Origin of the sequence: Klebsiella aerogenes KCTC 2190, assembly GCF_000215745.1 — a bacterium.
Lineage (GTDB): Bacteria > Pseudomonadota > Gammaproteobacteria > Enterobacterales > Enterobacteriaceae > Klebsiella > Klebsiella aerogenes.
This window is the reverse complement of sequence record NC_015663.1, coordinates 3,964,489-3,979,101: the sequence shown is the minus strand read 5'-3', so window position 1 is coordinate 3,979,101 and position 14,613 is coordinate 3,964,489. Positions and strand designations below refer to the sequence as shown.

Below are 14,613 nucleotides of genomic sequence, written 5' to 3'. Positions count from 1 at the left end.
GCGTGCCGACGCTCAACTGAGCGATTTTTTCATCCCGCGCGTCAGCGCGACTCTGGCGAGCTTATCGGCATCCAGGTGTGTATCACTAAACACGCCGAAAAACAGGCGTTCATTATCAATAACCTGCGACACCACCCGGTAGTTCAGCGGAAGCCCGGATGGCGCGCCGTACTGCGCAGGCGTGACGGAAACTTCCGTCGCGGTGTCGGCGACGCTGACCAGCAGACCATCTGCTTTGCCGCCCACCAGCATGACCTTAATTAACGGGTGCACTGTGTTCCTCCCGAGTGGGGTCAAAAATGTCATTGAACAAGTCCCTGGCCACGCCCAAGCGCCGCAGGAAAAAACATCATCGTAAGTACTTTTTTATAGTTCATAGCGGCCAGGAATATAAAAAAAACAAATTGCACTTTGTAAGTACGCATTATTAGTAGTAAAGGCCGACAAATGATGAAGGAAAAAAGTGGAATTGTGAATCTTAACAACTCTTATTTGTTGCTCCGGGCGTTGAGAATGGTCGCAAAATGTACATTGGTGACAGTAGCATGCCGTGCGTTTTGGTTGCCCGAACAAGGCGCAATGCGCCGCCGCCGGGAAAAACCCTGCCGGCGGCGGGTAGCACAGTATCTACAAACCGCGATTTTTCAACATCGGCTCGATCAGCGGATCGTGCCCGCGCCAGTCGCGATACAGCGCTTCGAGATCGCAGCTGTTACCGCGCGATAAGATCGCCTCGCGGAAACGTTGACCGTTTTCCCGGGTTAATCCCCCCTGCTCGACAAACCACTGATAACCGTCGTCGGCAAGCATTTGCGTCCACAGATAGGCATAATAGCCCGCCGCATAACCGCCGCCGAAAATATGTGAGAAATAGCTGCTGCGATAGCGCGGCGGAACCGCCGCCAGATCCATCTGCTCCTCGCGCAGAGACTGCTGTTCGAAAGCATCGACATCCTGCGGCAGCCCCTGCGGGGTGACGCTGTGCCAGTGCATGTCCAGCAGCGCCGCCGCCAGCAGTTCGCTCATGTCATAACCCTTATTGAACGTTGAGGCGCGGAACATGCTGTCTCGCAGATCGTCCGGCATGGCTTCGCCGGTCTGGTAGTGCTTCGCATAATGGGCGAAGACCTGCGGCTCGCGGGCCCAATGTTCGTAAATCTGCGACGGAAATTCGACGAAATCGCGCGGCGTATTGGTGCCTGAAAGGCTCGCATAACGCTGGTTAGCGAACAGGCCGTGCAGCGCATGGCCAAACTCGTGGAACAGCGTGATGACGTCATCCCAGGATAGCAGCGCGCAGCCGCCGGCTTTTGGTTTCTGGTAGTTGCAAACGTTGTAAATCACCGGACGCTGGCCACGCAGCGTCGATTGCTCGACAAATACGTCCATCCAGGCGCCGCCGCTTTTGCTATCACGCGAGAAATAATCGCCGTAAAACAGCGCCATGCCTTCGCCGTTGGCATCAAAGATTTCCCAGACCCGCACATCGGGATGGTAAAGCGGAATATCAAAACGTTCGACAAAACGGATGCCAAACAGTTGGGAGGCGGTCCAGAAAACGCCATCTTCCAGCACCCGGTCCAGAGCGAAATAGGGTTTTAGCTGCGCTTCATCGATGGCGAATTTAGCGCGCCGCACCTGCTCGCCGTAATATAACCAGTCCCAGGCCGCGGCCTGAAAATCACCGCCCTCTTCATCAATAACCTGCTGGATGTCGGCAAGCTCCTGTTCGGCGCGTCGGCGGGCCGCAGGCGCGATGCGGCGCATAAAGGCAAGCGCCTCAGACGGCGTTTTCGCCATTTGATCGGCCATCGACCAGCTCGCGTAATCGGCGACGCCCAGCAATTCGGCCTTACGCGCGCGGATTTCCGCCAGCCGCAAAACCAGTTCACGGGTGTCGTTGGCATCGCCCTTCTGGTTACGCGTCCAGCCCGCGGCGAACAAATTGTGCCGGGTCTGGCGATCGGCAAGTGCCTGCAGCGCCGGTTGCTGGGTGGTATTGGTCAGCGCCAGCAGCCAACGGTCGTGCAGGCCTTTGTCGCGCGCGGCATCGGCGGCGGCGGCAATCTCATCCGCGGCCAGTCCGTCAAGCTGGTGTAGATAATCAACAACCAGACCGCCGGACTTCACTGCCGCCAGCAGACGCTGCTGGAACTGACTTTGCAGCAACGCCTCCTCGGTATTCAATGCTTTTAGCGCGGTTTTCTGCTCTTGCGCCAACGCGGCTCCCGCCAGCTGAAAACGCTGCCAGCTCACCTCGAGCAGACGACGCGACTCCGGATCCAGACTCAGGGCGTCGCGCTGCTGCCAAACCTGTTTGACTCGCTGGTACAGCGCATCGTTGAGCCAGATATCGTTGCCAAGCTCGGCGAGCTCAGCGGAAAACTGTTCGTCCAGTTGCTGTATCAGCGGATTGGTATTCGCCCCGGCCATCGCGAAAAAGACCCGGGTCACCCGCCCCAGCAACTGACCGCTCTGCTCCAGCGCGACCAGGGTATTGTCAAAATCCGCCGGCGCCGGGTTATTGATTATCGCCGCGATCTCCTCGCGCTGGCGCCGTACGCCCTCATCAAAAGCCGGGCGATAATGACTATCTTCAATCAAATCAAAATGCGGCGCCTGGTACGGCAGTAGGCTGACGTGTAAAAAGGGATTATTGTCCGTCATCATTCTCTCCTGAACGCGGGTATCCACTAAGATTAGGCAACTCGTTGATTGGTCGCAATGATTTATCCTGCCAGCGCGTTATACCAACAGATGACGATACGATTTTCCTTTACCGCGCGGCGTTATCGCGTGCTATGTTATGACAACACAAAAAGCGTTGAGGAACAGTAAGATGATTATTCTGGTGACTGGTGCAACTGCTGGATTTGGCGAATGTATTACTCGTCGTTTTATTGCTAACGGCCACAAAGTAATCGCCACCGGGCGTCGTGAAGAACGCCTGAAGGCGCTCAAAGAGGAGCTTGGCGATAACCTGTATACCGCGCAACTCGATGTGCGTAATCGCGCCGCCATCGAAGAGATGATCGCCGGGTTGCCTGCACAGTGGCAGGCTATCGACGTCCTGGTGAACAACGCCGGCCTGGCGTTAGGTCTGGAACCCGCCCATCGCGCCAGCGTTGAAGATTGGGAAGACATGATCGATACCAACAATAAAGGCCTGGTTTACATGACCCGCGCGGTGCTGCCGGGGATGGTTGAGCGTAATCGCGGCCATATTATTAATATCGGTTCGACCGCCGGCAGTTGGCCCTACGCTGGCGGTAACGTCTACGGCGCGACCAAAGCGTTCGTGCGCCAGTTCAGCCTGAATCTACGCACCGATTTGCACGGCACTGCGATTCGCGTCACCGATGTCGAGCCGGGCCTGGTTGGCGGCACCGAGTTCTCCAACGTACGTTTTAAAGGCGACGATGCGAAAGCCGGTAAAACGTATGAGAACACCCAGGCGCTGACGCCGGAAGATGTCACCGAAGCGGTGTGGTGGGTCGCGAATCTACCGAAACACGTCAACATTAACACGCTGGAAATGATGCCGGTCAGCCAGAGCTTTGCCGGTCTCAGCGTCCATCGTCAGGGCTAACGTCCTCTGCGGCCTGGCCTGCGGGCCAGGTCTGGGCGGAACGGTAAAAAACGAGTAAAATAATGCTCATAACCCATTAAAAAGTAATCATCAATGGCCGCAGAAACGCAACTGAATCCGACCCAGCCCGTCAATCAGCAAATCTATCGCATCCTTCGCCGGGATATTGTCCATTGCCTGATCCCGCCGGGAACGCCGTTGTCGGAGAAAGAGGTGTCGGTGCGATTTGATGTCTCTCGCCAGCCGGTACGCGAAGCCTTTATCAAATTGGCGGAAAACGGGCTGATTCAGATCCGCCCACAGCGCGGCAGTTATGTGAATAAAATCTCGATGACCCAGGTACGCAACGGCTGTTTCGTGCGTCAGGCCATTGAGTGCGCGGTAGTACGCCGCGCAGGTTCGATGATCAACGATGAACAGCTCTATCAGCTGGAGCAAAACCTCAACCAGCAGCGGGTGGCGGTAGAGCGTCAGCAGCTCAATGATTTTTTCCAGCTCGATGACGAATTTCACCAGAAATTGTCTCTTATCGCCGACTGCCAGCTGGCGTGGGACACCATTGAAAATATTAAAGCGACCATCGACCGGGTTCGTTATATGAGTCTCGATCACGTGACCCCGCCGGATATGCTGCTGCGTCAGCATCTCGATATTTTTCATGCGCTGGAAAAACGCGATCTTGATGCCGTCGAACAGGCGATGAATATCCACCTGCATGAGATTAGCGAGTCGGTATTGTTAATTCGTCAGGAAAATAGCGAGTGGTTCAGCGAAGAATAATGGGATAAGCGGCAGCCAACGTTGCGTCAGCTGCCGTAAAATAGATTACCGCACCACTAACACCGGAACGTTGGCATAGCGTAAAACGGATTCAGCGTTTGAACCAAGAAGGTGGGTTGAAATACCCGGTTTACGTGAGCCAATAACGATAACGTCAAACTTTTCTTTTTCGCTCAGCGCTAATATTTCATCACGCACATTACCAAAAACAATGTGGGTATGGATCCGCGAAGCCGGGGTAGAAAACAACCGCGAGAGATCGCGCATTTTCTTTTCCGACTCCTCTTTCATATAGGCTTCAAATTTACGAATATCCGCCGTAAAGCCGCGCAGCAAAGAACTGGTGCTGTTAGGCAGCACGTTCAGCAACGTGATTTCACCCTCTTCGGCAGATGCTAAAAAATCGGCGTGACGAACGGCCTTATCGCTTAAATCCATTTCAAAAACATCGACCGGCAACAGTATTTTTTTGTACATAGCCTGAGCTCCTTAGTCCTGAAGAAACCGTTGGGATGATTTTATTCTGCCATATTTAAACGTATGGGAATACGATCAATCACCCAAATAAATACTTCAGAGATAAAAATAAATTTCAGAAATGTATAATTAATTATAGATTTTTAGAGTGATGTACAGGCGGGAAATATCAAAAGGTATTCGTATTGCTAATACAAAAATAGCCCGGCACGCTATACGTTGCCGGGCTACTAATGGAATGATGGTTTTTTACTGGGCTTTAGCCCATTCGGCAACGGTCGCCTTCGCGCCGTGAATCTGTAAAGAGAGATACGCCGCCGTCACCGCATCGACAAAACGCGCTTCCTGCGGCAGGCTATCGCCGAAAATGGCCTTAATACCCAGCAGCGCCTGCACGCGTTCGCTACCCTCTTTACTGCCCTGCACCGCCTGTTGAATTACCGGCAGCAGCGGATCGCTGATTTCAATCGCCTGCCCCTGATCATCGACGCCGCTCACGTAGCGCATCCAGCCGGCAATACCCAGCGCCAGCAGGCTGAAATCACTGTGATGCGCCAGGTGCCAGCGCACGGAATCAAGCATACGCTGCGGGAGTTTCTGACTACCGTCCATCGCAATCTGCCAGGTGCGATGCTTAAGCGCCGGATTGCTATAACGCTCAATAAGCAAACCGGCATAACGCGCCAGATCGACGCCCTGTACTTTTAGCGTCGGCGCTTGCTCTTGCAACATTAACGCCTGCGCGGCGCGGCGGTAGTTATCATCCTGCATGCAATCATTGATATGCTGATAACCGGCGAGATAGCCCAGATAAGCAAGGAACGAGTGGCTGCCGTTGAGCATACGCAGCTTCATCTCTTCAAACGGCACCACGTCAGTGACCAGCTCCGCACCGGCTTTCTCCCACTGCGGACGACCAGCCACGAAGTTATCTTCGATAACCCACTGGCGGAACGGTTCACAGGCCACACCAGCCGGATCGCGCACCCCGGTGAGTTGTTCAATTTTATCCAGCGTATCTGCGGTCACGGCCGGAACGATGCGGTCGACCATTGTGGAAGGGAACGTCACGTTCTGCTCAATCCACTGCGCCAGTTCGTCATCAACGGCGCGGGCATACGCACAAACTACGTTGCGCATTACGTGGCCGTTTTCCGGCATATTATCGCAGGACATCACGCTGAAAGCCGGTAGACCGGCGGCGCGACGGCGCGCCAGCGCTTCTACCACCACGCCCGGCGCCGATTTCGGCTGGTGTGGAGTTTGCAGATCGGCGGCAATCAGCGGGTTATCGAGCTGCAGCTGGCCGGTGGCCGGAGAGTGGCAGTAGCCTTTTTCGGTGATAGTCAGCGAGACAATCGCCACCTGCGGTTCGCACATTTTCTCCAACACGCTTTCCAGGCCATCGACCTGCGCATGCATCGCCTGCTTCACCACGCCGACGACGCGCGCGGTCCAGGCATCGGCGGACATTTCAGCCACCGTATAGAGCAAGTCCTGCTGTTGCAAATCGGCAATCTGCTGCTCGCCGCCAATAAGGTTCACTTCGGTATAGCCCCAGTCGCTGCCGTGTTCGGCAGCAAGGATATCGGCATACACCGCCTGATGGGCGCGGTGAAAAGCCCCAAAACCGAGATGAACGATGCGAGAAACCAGCTTGCTGCGATCGTAAGAAGGAAGCGTTGCCCTGGCGTTTAAAAGCGTGTTTTCCATGGTGTCTCTCATTTTTATGATGACTGATAAATCATTCTCAAACAGAATGTTTTGGTGAGGTAAACCATCGCACGCAATTGGTATGACATCTTTGATTTCCATCAACTACCATACAAGAAGATCCGACGCTGTCGCGTTTCGTGATCCTGCGCGCAATGGTGGGAATGAGCCGGGAATGAACCCGGCTGGATAGCGTTAACGATGAGATTAGGATTTCGCGTATTGGCCATTCGCGTTTAGCGCCTGGCGCGTACCGGCGTCCGCCGCATCGTGGTCCAGACTCAGGTCACGGTCGCACACTTCCGGCATCAGCAAGGACGAGATGAGACCGATAGCTGAATAGCAGACCAGCATCGCGACAATCGGCCACCACGAACCGGTTACGTTACAGAAGATACCGGCCAGCACCGGCCCGAATCCCACCGCCACCAGACCGCCGGCCTCTTTTGAGATAGCCATTCTGGTGAAACGATTACGCGATCCGAACATTTCCGCCATAGTAATATTTTCCAGCGCGAACAAGCCCAGCACCGCCACGTTATGAATGACAATCAGCGATAGCATAATTGTGCTGGCGCTATAGCTTTTATCGACAATAATGGCCAGCATCGGCCAGGCCAGAATAATGGCCGAAATATTCACGATAATATAAGGCAAACGGCGCCCAACTTTATCTGACAACCAACCTAACAGCGGAATAGTAATAAAACCAATCACTGAGCTAATCATTAAGGCATCGGTCGGAATCGCTTTATCAAATAATAGAGTCTGTACCAGATATCCCGCGAGAAATGTTTGCAACAAACCGGAATTACCGGCCTGTCCAAAGCGTAAACCGGTCGCCAGCCAGAATGATTTACTTTTTAACATCGCACCGAACGTGTTTTGCGCGGCGGCGGCTTTAGCCTGAATTTCATCGGCTTCGTTGACCTGTTCAAATACCGGGCTTTCTTTCAGATTCAAACGCAGCCAGATAGCAAAGATCATTACCACGACGCTCGCGAGGAACGGAATACGCCAGCCCCAGGCGATGAGTTGTTCGCGATCGAGCAGGAAGAACATTATCGCCCAGATGGCCGTGGCGCTCAGCGTCCCGCAGTTGGTGCCCATCGCCACCAGAGAAGAGATGATGCCGCGTTTGCCTTTTGGCGCATACTCCGCCAGCATGGTACCGGCGCCAGAAATTTCGGCGCCCGCCCCCAGCCCCTGGATAATACGCAGGGTCACCAGTAACACCGGTGCAAAAATGCCAATCTGCGCGTAGGTAGGTAAAACGCCGATCAACGTGGTACAAATTCCCATCATGGTGATGGTAATAAACAGAACCTTTTTACGCCCGATGCGGTCCCCCATTTTACCAAATATGAAAGCGCCAACGATCCGCGCAATATATCCTGCGCCATAGGTTCCCATCGCTAATATCAGCGCCATAGCCGCCGACTGCTCCGGGAAAAATATTTCATGAAAGACCAGCGCGGCGCCTAAAGAATAAAGCTGAAAATCCATAAACTCCAGTGCCGTGCCAAGCCAACCGGATACCGCGGCGCGAATTAGATCCGAGGTGCTTCTCTCTTTTTTAGCTGTCGTCATAATAATAATCTCTAAAGTAGGATACAGCGAGGTTATTTATATTTATGCGTTGAAGGTTAATAACACCTTACAACAATGCTTGCGATCTTCTTCAAATAACGTCATGGCATCGACAACATCCTCAAAGGCAAACTGATGGGTGATGAGCCGCTCCGGATTTATTAATCCGTTTGCCAACCATTCAAGAACCAGCGGGAATTTATTGGCATTGAGTCTGGAAGAATAAATAGTGAGCTCTTTGCCGGTGATCCCCTGCTGCGCCACCATTGAAGGTTCGGTAGAAAAGCCCATCAATACGATCCTGCCCGCCGGCGAGGCCAGTGCGATGGCCTCTGCGAAAATCGCCGGATGGCAGGCGGCGTCGATAATCAGCGTCGGCCGGATACCCTGCGCTTCCAGCGCCTGCGCCAGCGGCTGTTCCTTATTATTGATGGTCAAGTCGGCGCCGTTTTGCTGCGCCATCTGCAGCCGCTCGGGGATCTGATCGGCAACGATGACCTGCCGCACGTTATAGACGCGCTTGAGCACCTGAATGGTGGTCAGCCCCATCGGCCCAGCACCGTAGACCAGCGCGATATCCTGTTCGCGTGGTTTAGCCTGCCCGGTGACATTCGCCGCAATGGTAAAGGGCTCAACCATTACCGCATGATGGTCGCTCACGTTCTCCGGCACCGGCCAGGCATTTTTGGCCGGTACCACCGCGTATTCGCTAAAACCGCCATCGCGATGGACGCCCAGCACCACCAGCGAAGCGCAGACGTTGGGCTTACCGACCGAACAGGGATAACAGTGGCCGCAGCTGATAACCGGATCAACCGTCACCCGCTGGCCCACGACTTTATCCGTCACCCCCTCGCCCACGGCATCAATCACGCCGAAAAACTCGTGGCCGATGACCCGGGGATATTTGGCGAACGGGTTATGTCCACGATAGATGTGGCTATCTGAGCCGCAAATTCCCGCCAGTTTCACCTTTACCCGCACTTCTCCATTTCCCGGCTGCGGCAGCGGCCGTTCTTCAATCGCCAGCGCGTTTGGCTGTTGGATAACAATACTTTTCATTTTTCTCTCCTTACCAATTCCACAGCGTGCCATCTTCGAGGCGCGCCACCGGCAGACAGGCGGGTTCATAGGGATATTTCGCCGCCAGCTTCTCGTCGAATTCGATGCCCAGCCCCGGTTTATCGCCCGGATGCATATAGCCATTGTCAAAACGCCAGCTATGCGGGAAGACCTCCAGCATCTGTTCGGAATAGCCCATGTACTCCTGTACACCGAAATTTGGCACCCACAGGTCGAAATGCAGCGCCGCCGCCATACATACCGGAGAGAGATCTGACGGCCCGTGAGAACCGGTGCGTACCTGGTACAACGAAGCAAAATCGGCGATGCGCCGCATTCCGCTGATCCCGCCAGCGTGGGTAATGGTGGTGCGGATATAATCAATGAGCTGCTCTTCAATCAGCTGTTTGCAATCCCAGATGCTATTAAAGACTTCGCCGACGGCAATCGGCGTGACGGTATGCTGGCGGATTAAGCGGAAGCACGCCTGATTCTCTGCCGGGGTCGGATCTTCCATCCAGAACAGGCGATACTCCTCAATGCTTTTACCAAAGCGCGCCGCCTCGATCGGCGTCAGGCGATGGTGCATGTCGTGTAGCAGGTGCTCGTTAAAGCCAAATCTTTCGCGCACGGCGGCAAACAGCCGCGGGGTAAAATGGAGATATTTTTCCGTTGACCACAGCTGTTCTTCCGGCCACACGCCTTTGGTCGCCGGCTCGTATGCCTGACCTTTGCCCTTGGCCATGCCGTAGGTGGTTTTCATCCCCGGAATACCGCACTGCACGCGGATCGCCTTAAAACCCATTTCCTGATGGCGGGCGTAGTCGTCCAGCACTTCATCAATGGAATGACCGGTGGTGTGGCAGTAGACCATCACCCCTTCGCGCGAGGCGCCGCCCAGCAGTTGGTAAAGCGGCATTCCGGCGGCTTTGGCTTTGATATCCCACAGCGCCATATCAACGGCGGAAATCGCCGACATGGTCACCGGGCCGCGGCGCCAGTAAGCGCCTTTGTAGAAGAACTGCCAGATATCTTCGATGCGGTGAGCATCACGGCCAATCAGCTGCGGACAAAGGTGATCTTTCAGGTATGAGGCGACCGACAATTCACGGCCGTTTAGCGTGGCATCACCGAGGCCGACAATCCCTTCATCGGTGGTGATTTTTAAGGTGACGAAGTTACGCCCTGGACAGGTAACGAACACGTCGGCGGCAACGATCTTCATGGGTAATTCCTTACATCTGTGCGGTTAGTGATCAAAATTAAATCACCAGACCTACTACCATACAAGTATGATATTTAAAAAAGATGCGAAGGATCACAAACGGATGTGGTTGCGGGGGGCGCCTGGCGCCCCCCGTTAGCGATTAATTGATGCGGTCTTTTACGATGAAGAAATAACACAGCGCGCCGGCAAAGGTCACGCAGGCGGCGATAACCAAGGCCAGGTTGAAGGAGTGCGTGGTATCCACCACCCAACCGGTGACGACCGGTGCAAAAGAGGCGAAAACAAAGCTGCCGAAGTTCTGAATCGCCGCCACCGACGCGACTTTATTCTCGCTGACCATCACCTGTACCAGCCCCCAGGCCGAGGTCCCGGCAAAGTGGACGCAGAATAGTGCCATGGAGATAAACGCCACCGCCTGGGTCGGCGAGTTTGATTGCACCACCAGCAGCGTGCCGAGCGCAGAAAGCGTCAGGCCAACCACAATGGCCGTTTTGCGCGTTTTTGCCAGATCGTAACCGCGGCGCGCCAGCGCATCGACCACCAGCCCATTGACCCACATGCCCACCGCCGCGGCCAGGAACGGGATCGCCGCCACCCAGCCGGTTTTCGCAAGGCTCAATCCCTGCTGCGCCTGCAGATAACCCGGCAGCCACGCGATATACAGCCAGCCGGTATAGTTAACCCCGGAGAAGCCTAAAATCATGCCCCAGGTGGTGCGCCGTTTGAACAACGCCAGCCACTCGCTGAATACCAGCGTTGGGCGCGCTTTTTCCGGCGCCGCCAGATACTGGCGCTCCTCCTGCTGCAGATCGAATTGCGCGCGGTTGCGATACCACGCGTACCAGCACAGGCCCACAACGATCCCCGCAAGGCCGATAACCACGAACATGGTGCGCCAGCCCCAGGCTATCTGCATCAGCACCAGCGCTGGCGGCGCAATCGCCTGGCCAAGCACCGTTGACGAGTTAAAAATGCCGACCGCGGTGCCGCGCTCTTTTTGTACGTACCAGTCGGTAATGGATTTTACCCCCGCCGGCATAAACGGCGCTTCGCCAATTCCGAGGCCAATGCGCAGTAAAATAAAATGGCTAAAGGAGTTCACTACCCCGGTCAGCGCCTGCATCAGCGACCAGAAAATCAGCCCCGCCCCCAATACGATCCGCGGGCCGAAGCGGTCGAGCAAAATCCCCGAGGGCAGCTGCGCGAAACCATATGATAGCGAGAAGGCGGAGAGCAGTACGCCAAATTCGGTCGCGCTGAGCCCGAGATCGCCGCGAATAGCCTCACCGGCGACGCTTAATGACGAACGATCGAGGAAGTTGACGATACCGGCGATAAACAGCAGCGTCAGGGTGACTTTTTGCACCCGGCCAATGCGCACGGGTTTGGCGCCAGCTTCGCTGGCAAGGGTTTGTGTAGCCATAATTGCCTCTTACGATAAACAGCATGATGCGGTTAGAGTAAGTAAGGCAACTAGTCGGCTACCATACAAGAATCAAGGTTAAAATTAGCGTGGAAGATCACAAAGGGCGATTTTTTATCCTGATGCGCGACGTTAAGCCCGCCCCCAGCCTGCAACGATGATCAACATGCCGCATAGCGCAATCGCCGCCCCCGCCCAGTCAAAGTGGCTTAGCTTCACACCATCGACGAAACGCAGCCACAGCAGCGCGGTGCAGACGTAGACGCCGCCATAAGCGGCATACACTCTGCCGCTGGCCTCCGGGTGCAGGGTCAGTAGCCAGACGAACATCGCCAGCGCCATCGCAGTCGGGATCAACAACAGCGGCGAACCGCCCCGCTTCAGCCATAGCCACGGCAGGTAACAGCCGATGATTTCACACAGCGCGGTAGCAAAGAAAAGTAACGTGGTTTTCAGCATTAAAATTTGGTAAATGAGACAATTTGTTGCACTAGTGTACGCGATAATGCGCAGGCACCCATGCCATTTTGTCCGGTAGGCGCGGGTAGCGAGTTGTAGTAAACTTGTCCAACTGGTTAACCCTTTTTATCACTCAAAGGAAATCGTGATGAAAATGACACGCAATAAACGCTGGTGCCTGACCGCCCTGCTGGCGGCAAGCGCAATGGTCTATACCGCTTCGTCCTTCGCGCAAACCGACAAACTGGTGATCGAGTCCGGCGACAGCGCGCAGAGCCGTCAGCAAGCCGCAATGGAAAAAGAGCAGTGGAACGATACCCGCTCGCTACGGCAGAAGGTGAATAAACGCGCGGAGAAAGAGTGGGACAAAACCGACGTCGCCTTCGATGCGCAGGATAACTGCCAGAAGAGCGCCAACGTCAACGCCTACTGGGAACCTAACACCCTGCGCTGTCTTGACCGCCGTACCGGTCGCGTTATTACGCCATAATTCCCCGGCGCCCGTGGGCGCCATCCTCTATTTCTATTCATGCACACAGGATTTCCCATGTCTGACGCCCCTCACGTCAAACTCCGCCCGCTTGAGCGCGAAGACCTACGCTTCGTCCACCAGCTTGATAATAACGCCAGCGTAATGCGTTACTGGTTTGAAGAACCTTACGAGGCCTTCGTCGAACTCTCTGACCTTTACGACAAACACATTCACGATCAAAGTGAACGCCGTTTCGTTATCGAATGCGATGGCGAAAAAGCCGGGCTGGTTGAACTGGTGGAGATAAACCACGTTCACCGTCGCGCCGAGTTCCAGATTATCATCTCCCCGGAATATCAGGGCAAAGGGCTGGCGACGCGCGCCGCTAAGCTGGCAATGGACTACGGCTTTACCGTTCTCAATTTGTATAAGCTGTATCTGATTGTTGATAAAGAAAACGAAAAAGCGATCCATATCTACCGCAAACTCGGTTTCATGGTCGAAGGCGAGCTGATTCACGAGTTCTTTATCAACGGCGAATACCGCAATACCATTCGCATGTGCCTGTTCCAGCATCAGTACCTTGAGAAACATCGTCCTCAAGGCCAGACGCTACTCAAGCCCACCGCTCAGTAGTAGTCGATACTGTTTTTGATGCTGTAGTGTCGCGTCACCGCCGGCTGGACGCTTTCATCAACAACCTGCATCTCGCAGCGGATCGGGTTGTCGTGATCGTCATAGTCGCAGGTTTGATTGACCTTGCCTAACGCGCGGTCGTTAAATACGCTCACCGCGCTGTAATCAAGCTTTTTACGCGGATCGGTAGATGGCGTCGATACGACGCTGAAGCGCTCATCTTTCGCGGTGGTGGTTTTGCCCAGCGGATAACCTTCGCTGTCGTAGCGATAGCTGGAAGTACTCTCTTTCCCGCGAGCCGTCACCACAAAGCCGTTGTCATCGGTCTCCCAGCTGACGCCCGCCGCCGGCATCTCGGCGAGCTGGCATTTCCCCTGCAGCCGCAGGCGTTTCTCCTGCGTTTGCGCATCCAGATAGTAATTCGCGTCAAGTACCAGCGTCGCGCCGGTTTTGTTTTCGAGGTCGGTAAAATCCAGCAGATCAAAACAGCCTTCTGCCGACACCTGGGCACGCACCCGTTTCACCATTTCGCCCTGGTCGTCGAACAGGATCTGAGTAAAGGTTTTAACCGGGCCGCGCAGCGGATCGAACTCGAACTCATTGGAAAAACTGGCCATCTCCGGGGTAAACGCCGCCGGCGCTGACGGCTTATCGCAGGCGCTGAGCAGCAACGCCGCCGGGATCAGCAAAAACAGTTTATTCACAGCCGCTACCTTTTTGGGAACATTCCAATCATTTTAGCAAATACAATTGTTTACACCAATTCTGCTATGCTTAAAACTGGATGACATCAATAAGGAGCTTATGATGAAACTATCCTCATGGTTGTGCGCGGCCCTGCTGCTGAGTTCGGCATCCGCACTGGCAGCGCCGGACTCCTGCGAGCGGGTAAAAGGCGAGATCCAGCAAAAGATCATCAACAACGGCGTTCCGGCTTCTGGTTTTAGCCTGGCCATTGTACCGAACGATCAGCCTGACCAACCCGGCGCTCAGGTGGTGGGCCACTGCGCTAACGACACCTTCAAGATAATCTATACCCGCAACGGCGACGCGGCGGCCACCGATTCAGACGGGCAATAACCGCCGCTTTCGAGTGAAGGATCTTATCTCTGGTTGACCGGAGATAAGATTCGCCTACCCCTATTTAAGTATTATTCCTCACCCATGCGCCAGCAACCACGCTG

At 54.8% G+C, this 14,613-nt stretch carries 14 protein-coding genes and 1 pseudogene; 5 read left to right on the top strand and 10 right to left on the bottom strand.

The annotated features are described in order from the left end of the window. Positions 1-12: 12 nt before the first annotated feature. Positions 13-273: a hypothetical protein gene (locus tag EAE_RS18745; RefSeq protein WP_015705301.1), complete on the bottom strand. Its 261-nt coding sequence runs from the start codon at positions 271-273 to the stop codon at positions 13-15. A 354-nt stretch (positions 274-627) separates the two neighbouring features. After that, positions 628-2,667 carry a peptidyl-dipeptidase Dcp gene (dcp, locus tag EAE_RS18740; RefSeq protein WP_015705300.1) on the bottom strand — a complete coding sequence of 680 codons (2,040 nt, stop codon included), beginning with the start codon at positions 2,665-2,667 and terminating at the stop codon, positions 628-630. A 172-nt stretch (positions 2,668-2,839) separates the two neighbouring features. Between dcp and ydfG the strand changes: the two genes are divergently transcribed. Together ydfG and EAE_RS18730 are read left to right on the top strand one after the other, a co-directional pair. Further along, a complete protein-coding gene (gene ydfG / locus EAE_RS18735; protein WP_015366753.1) occupies positions 2,840-3,589 on the top strand; it encodes a bifunctional NADP-dependent 3-hydroxy acid dehydrogenase/3-hydroxypropionate dehydrogenase YdfG in 750 nt (249 codons plus the stop codon). A 93-nt stretch (positions 3,590-3,682) separates the two neighbouring features. Beyond that, positions 3,683-4,369: a GntR family transcriptional regulator gene (locus tag EAE_RS18730; protein WP_015366754.1), complete on the top strand. Its 687-nt coding sequence runs from the start codon at positions 3,683-3,685 to the stop codon at positions 4,367-4,369. A 45-nt stretch (positions 4,370-4,414) separates the two neighbouring features. Here the strand turns inward: EAE_RS18730 and EAE_RS18725 are convergent, their stop codons facing one another. The 7 genes and pseudogenes from EAE_RS18725 to EAE_RS18695 all read right to left on the bottom strand — a co-directional run bounded on the left by EAE_RS18725 (position 4,415) and on the right by EAE_RS18695 (position 12,383). Further along, the gene (locus tag EAE_RS18725; protein ID WP_015366755.1) at positions 4,415-4,846 is read right to left on the bottom strand and encodes a universal stress protein; all 432 of its coding nucleotides are present in this window, start codon (positions 4,844-4,846) and stop codon (positions 4,415-4,417) included. A 249-nt stretch (positions 4,847-5,095) separates the two neighbouring features. Continuing rightward, a complete protein-coding gene (locus tag EAE_RS18720; RefSeq protein WP_015705299.1) occupies positions 5,096-6,559 on the bottom strand; it encodes a mannitol dehydrogenase family protein in 1,464 nt (487 codons plus the stop codon). 207 nt (positions 6,560-6,766) lie between these two features. After that, the gene (locus tag EAE_RS18715; protein WP_047079452.1) at positions 6,767-8,149 is read right to left on the bottom strand and encodes an MFS transporter; all 1,383 of its coding nucleotides are present in this window, start codon (positions 8,147-8,149) and stop codon (positions 6,767-6,769) included. Positions 8,150-8,191: 42 nt separating this feature from the next. Next, positions 8,192-9,211, bottom strand: coding sequence for a Zn-dependent oxidoreductase (locus tag EAE_RS18710; protein ID WP_015705297.1), 1,020 nt, complete (start codon positions 9,209-9,211; stop codon positions 8,192-8,194). A 10-nt stretch (positions 9,212-9,221) separates the two neighbouring features. Next, the gene (gene manD / locus EAE_RS18705; protein ID WP_015705296.1) at positions 9,222-10,436 is read right to left on the bottom strand and encodes a D-mannonate dehydratase ManD; all 1,215 of its coding nucleotides are present in this window, start codon (positions 10,434-10,436) and stop codon (positions 9,222-9,224) included. Between the two features lie 142 nt (positions 10,437-10,578). Beyond that, a complete protein-coding gene (locus EAE_RS18700; protein WP_015705295.1) occupies positions 10,579-11,862 on the bottom strand; it encodes an MFS transporter in 1,284 nt (427 codons plus the stop codon). Between the two features lie 132 nt (positions 11,863-11,994). Continuing rightward, positions 11,995-12,383: pseudogene (locus tag EAE_RS18695) on the bottom strand (YnfA family protein). Positions 12,384-12,469: 86 nt separating this feature from the next. Here EAE_RS18695 and EAE_RS18690 point away from each other — a divergent pair. Both EAE_RS18690 and speG read left to right on the top strand, forming a co-directional pair. Continuing rightward, positions 12,470-12,811 carry a DUF1283 family protein gene (locus tag EAE_RS18690; RefSeq protein ID WP_015366763.1) on the top strand — a complete coding sequence of 114 codons (342 nt, stop codon included), beginning with the start codon at positions 12,470-12,472 and terminating at the stop codon, positions 12,809-12,811. Between the two features lie 57 nt (positions 12,812-12,868). Next, positions 12,869-13,429 carry a spermidine N1-acetyltransferase gene (speG, locus tag EAE_RS18685; RefSeq protein WP_015366764.1) on the top strand — a complete coding sequence of 187 codons (561 nt, stop codon included), beginning with the start codon at positions 12,869-12,871 and terminating at the stop codon, positions 13,427-13,429. Here the strand turns inward: speG and EAE_RS18680 are convergent. Then, positions 13,423-14,133: a YnfC family lipoprotein gene (locus EAE_RS18680; protein ID WP_015366765.1), complete on the bottom strand. Its 711-nt coding sequence runs from the start codon at positions 14,131-14,133 to the stop codon at positions 13,423-13,425. The two genes, speG and EAE_RS18680, sit on opposite strands and share 7 nt — an antisense overlap. Positions 14,134-14,236: 103 nt before the next feature. Here EAE_RS18680 and EAE_RS18675 point away from each other — a divergent pair, with 103 nt between their 5' ends. After that, positions 14,237-14,509: a DUF1161 domain-containing protein gene (locus tag EAE_RS18675; RefSeq protein ID WP_015366766.1), complete on the top strand. Its 273-nt coding sequence runs from the start codon at positions 14,237-14,239 to the stop codon at positions 14,507-14,509. Positions 14,510-14,613: the final 104 nt, after the last annotated feature.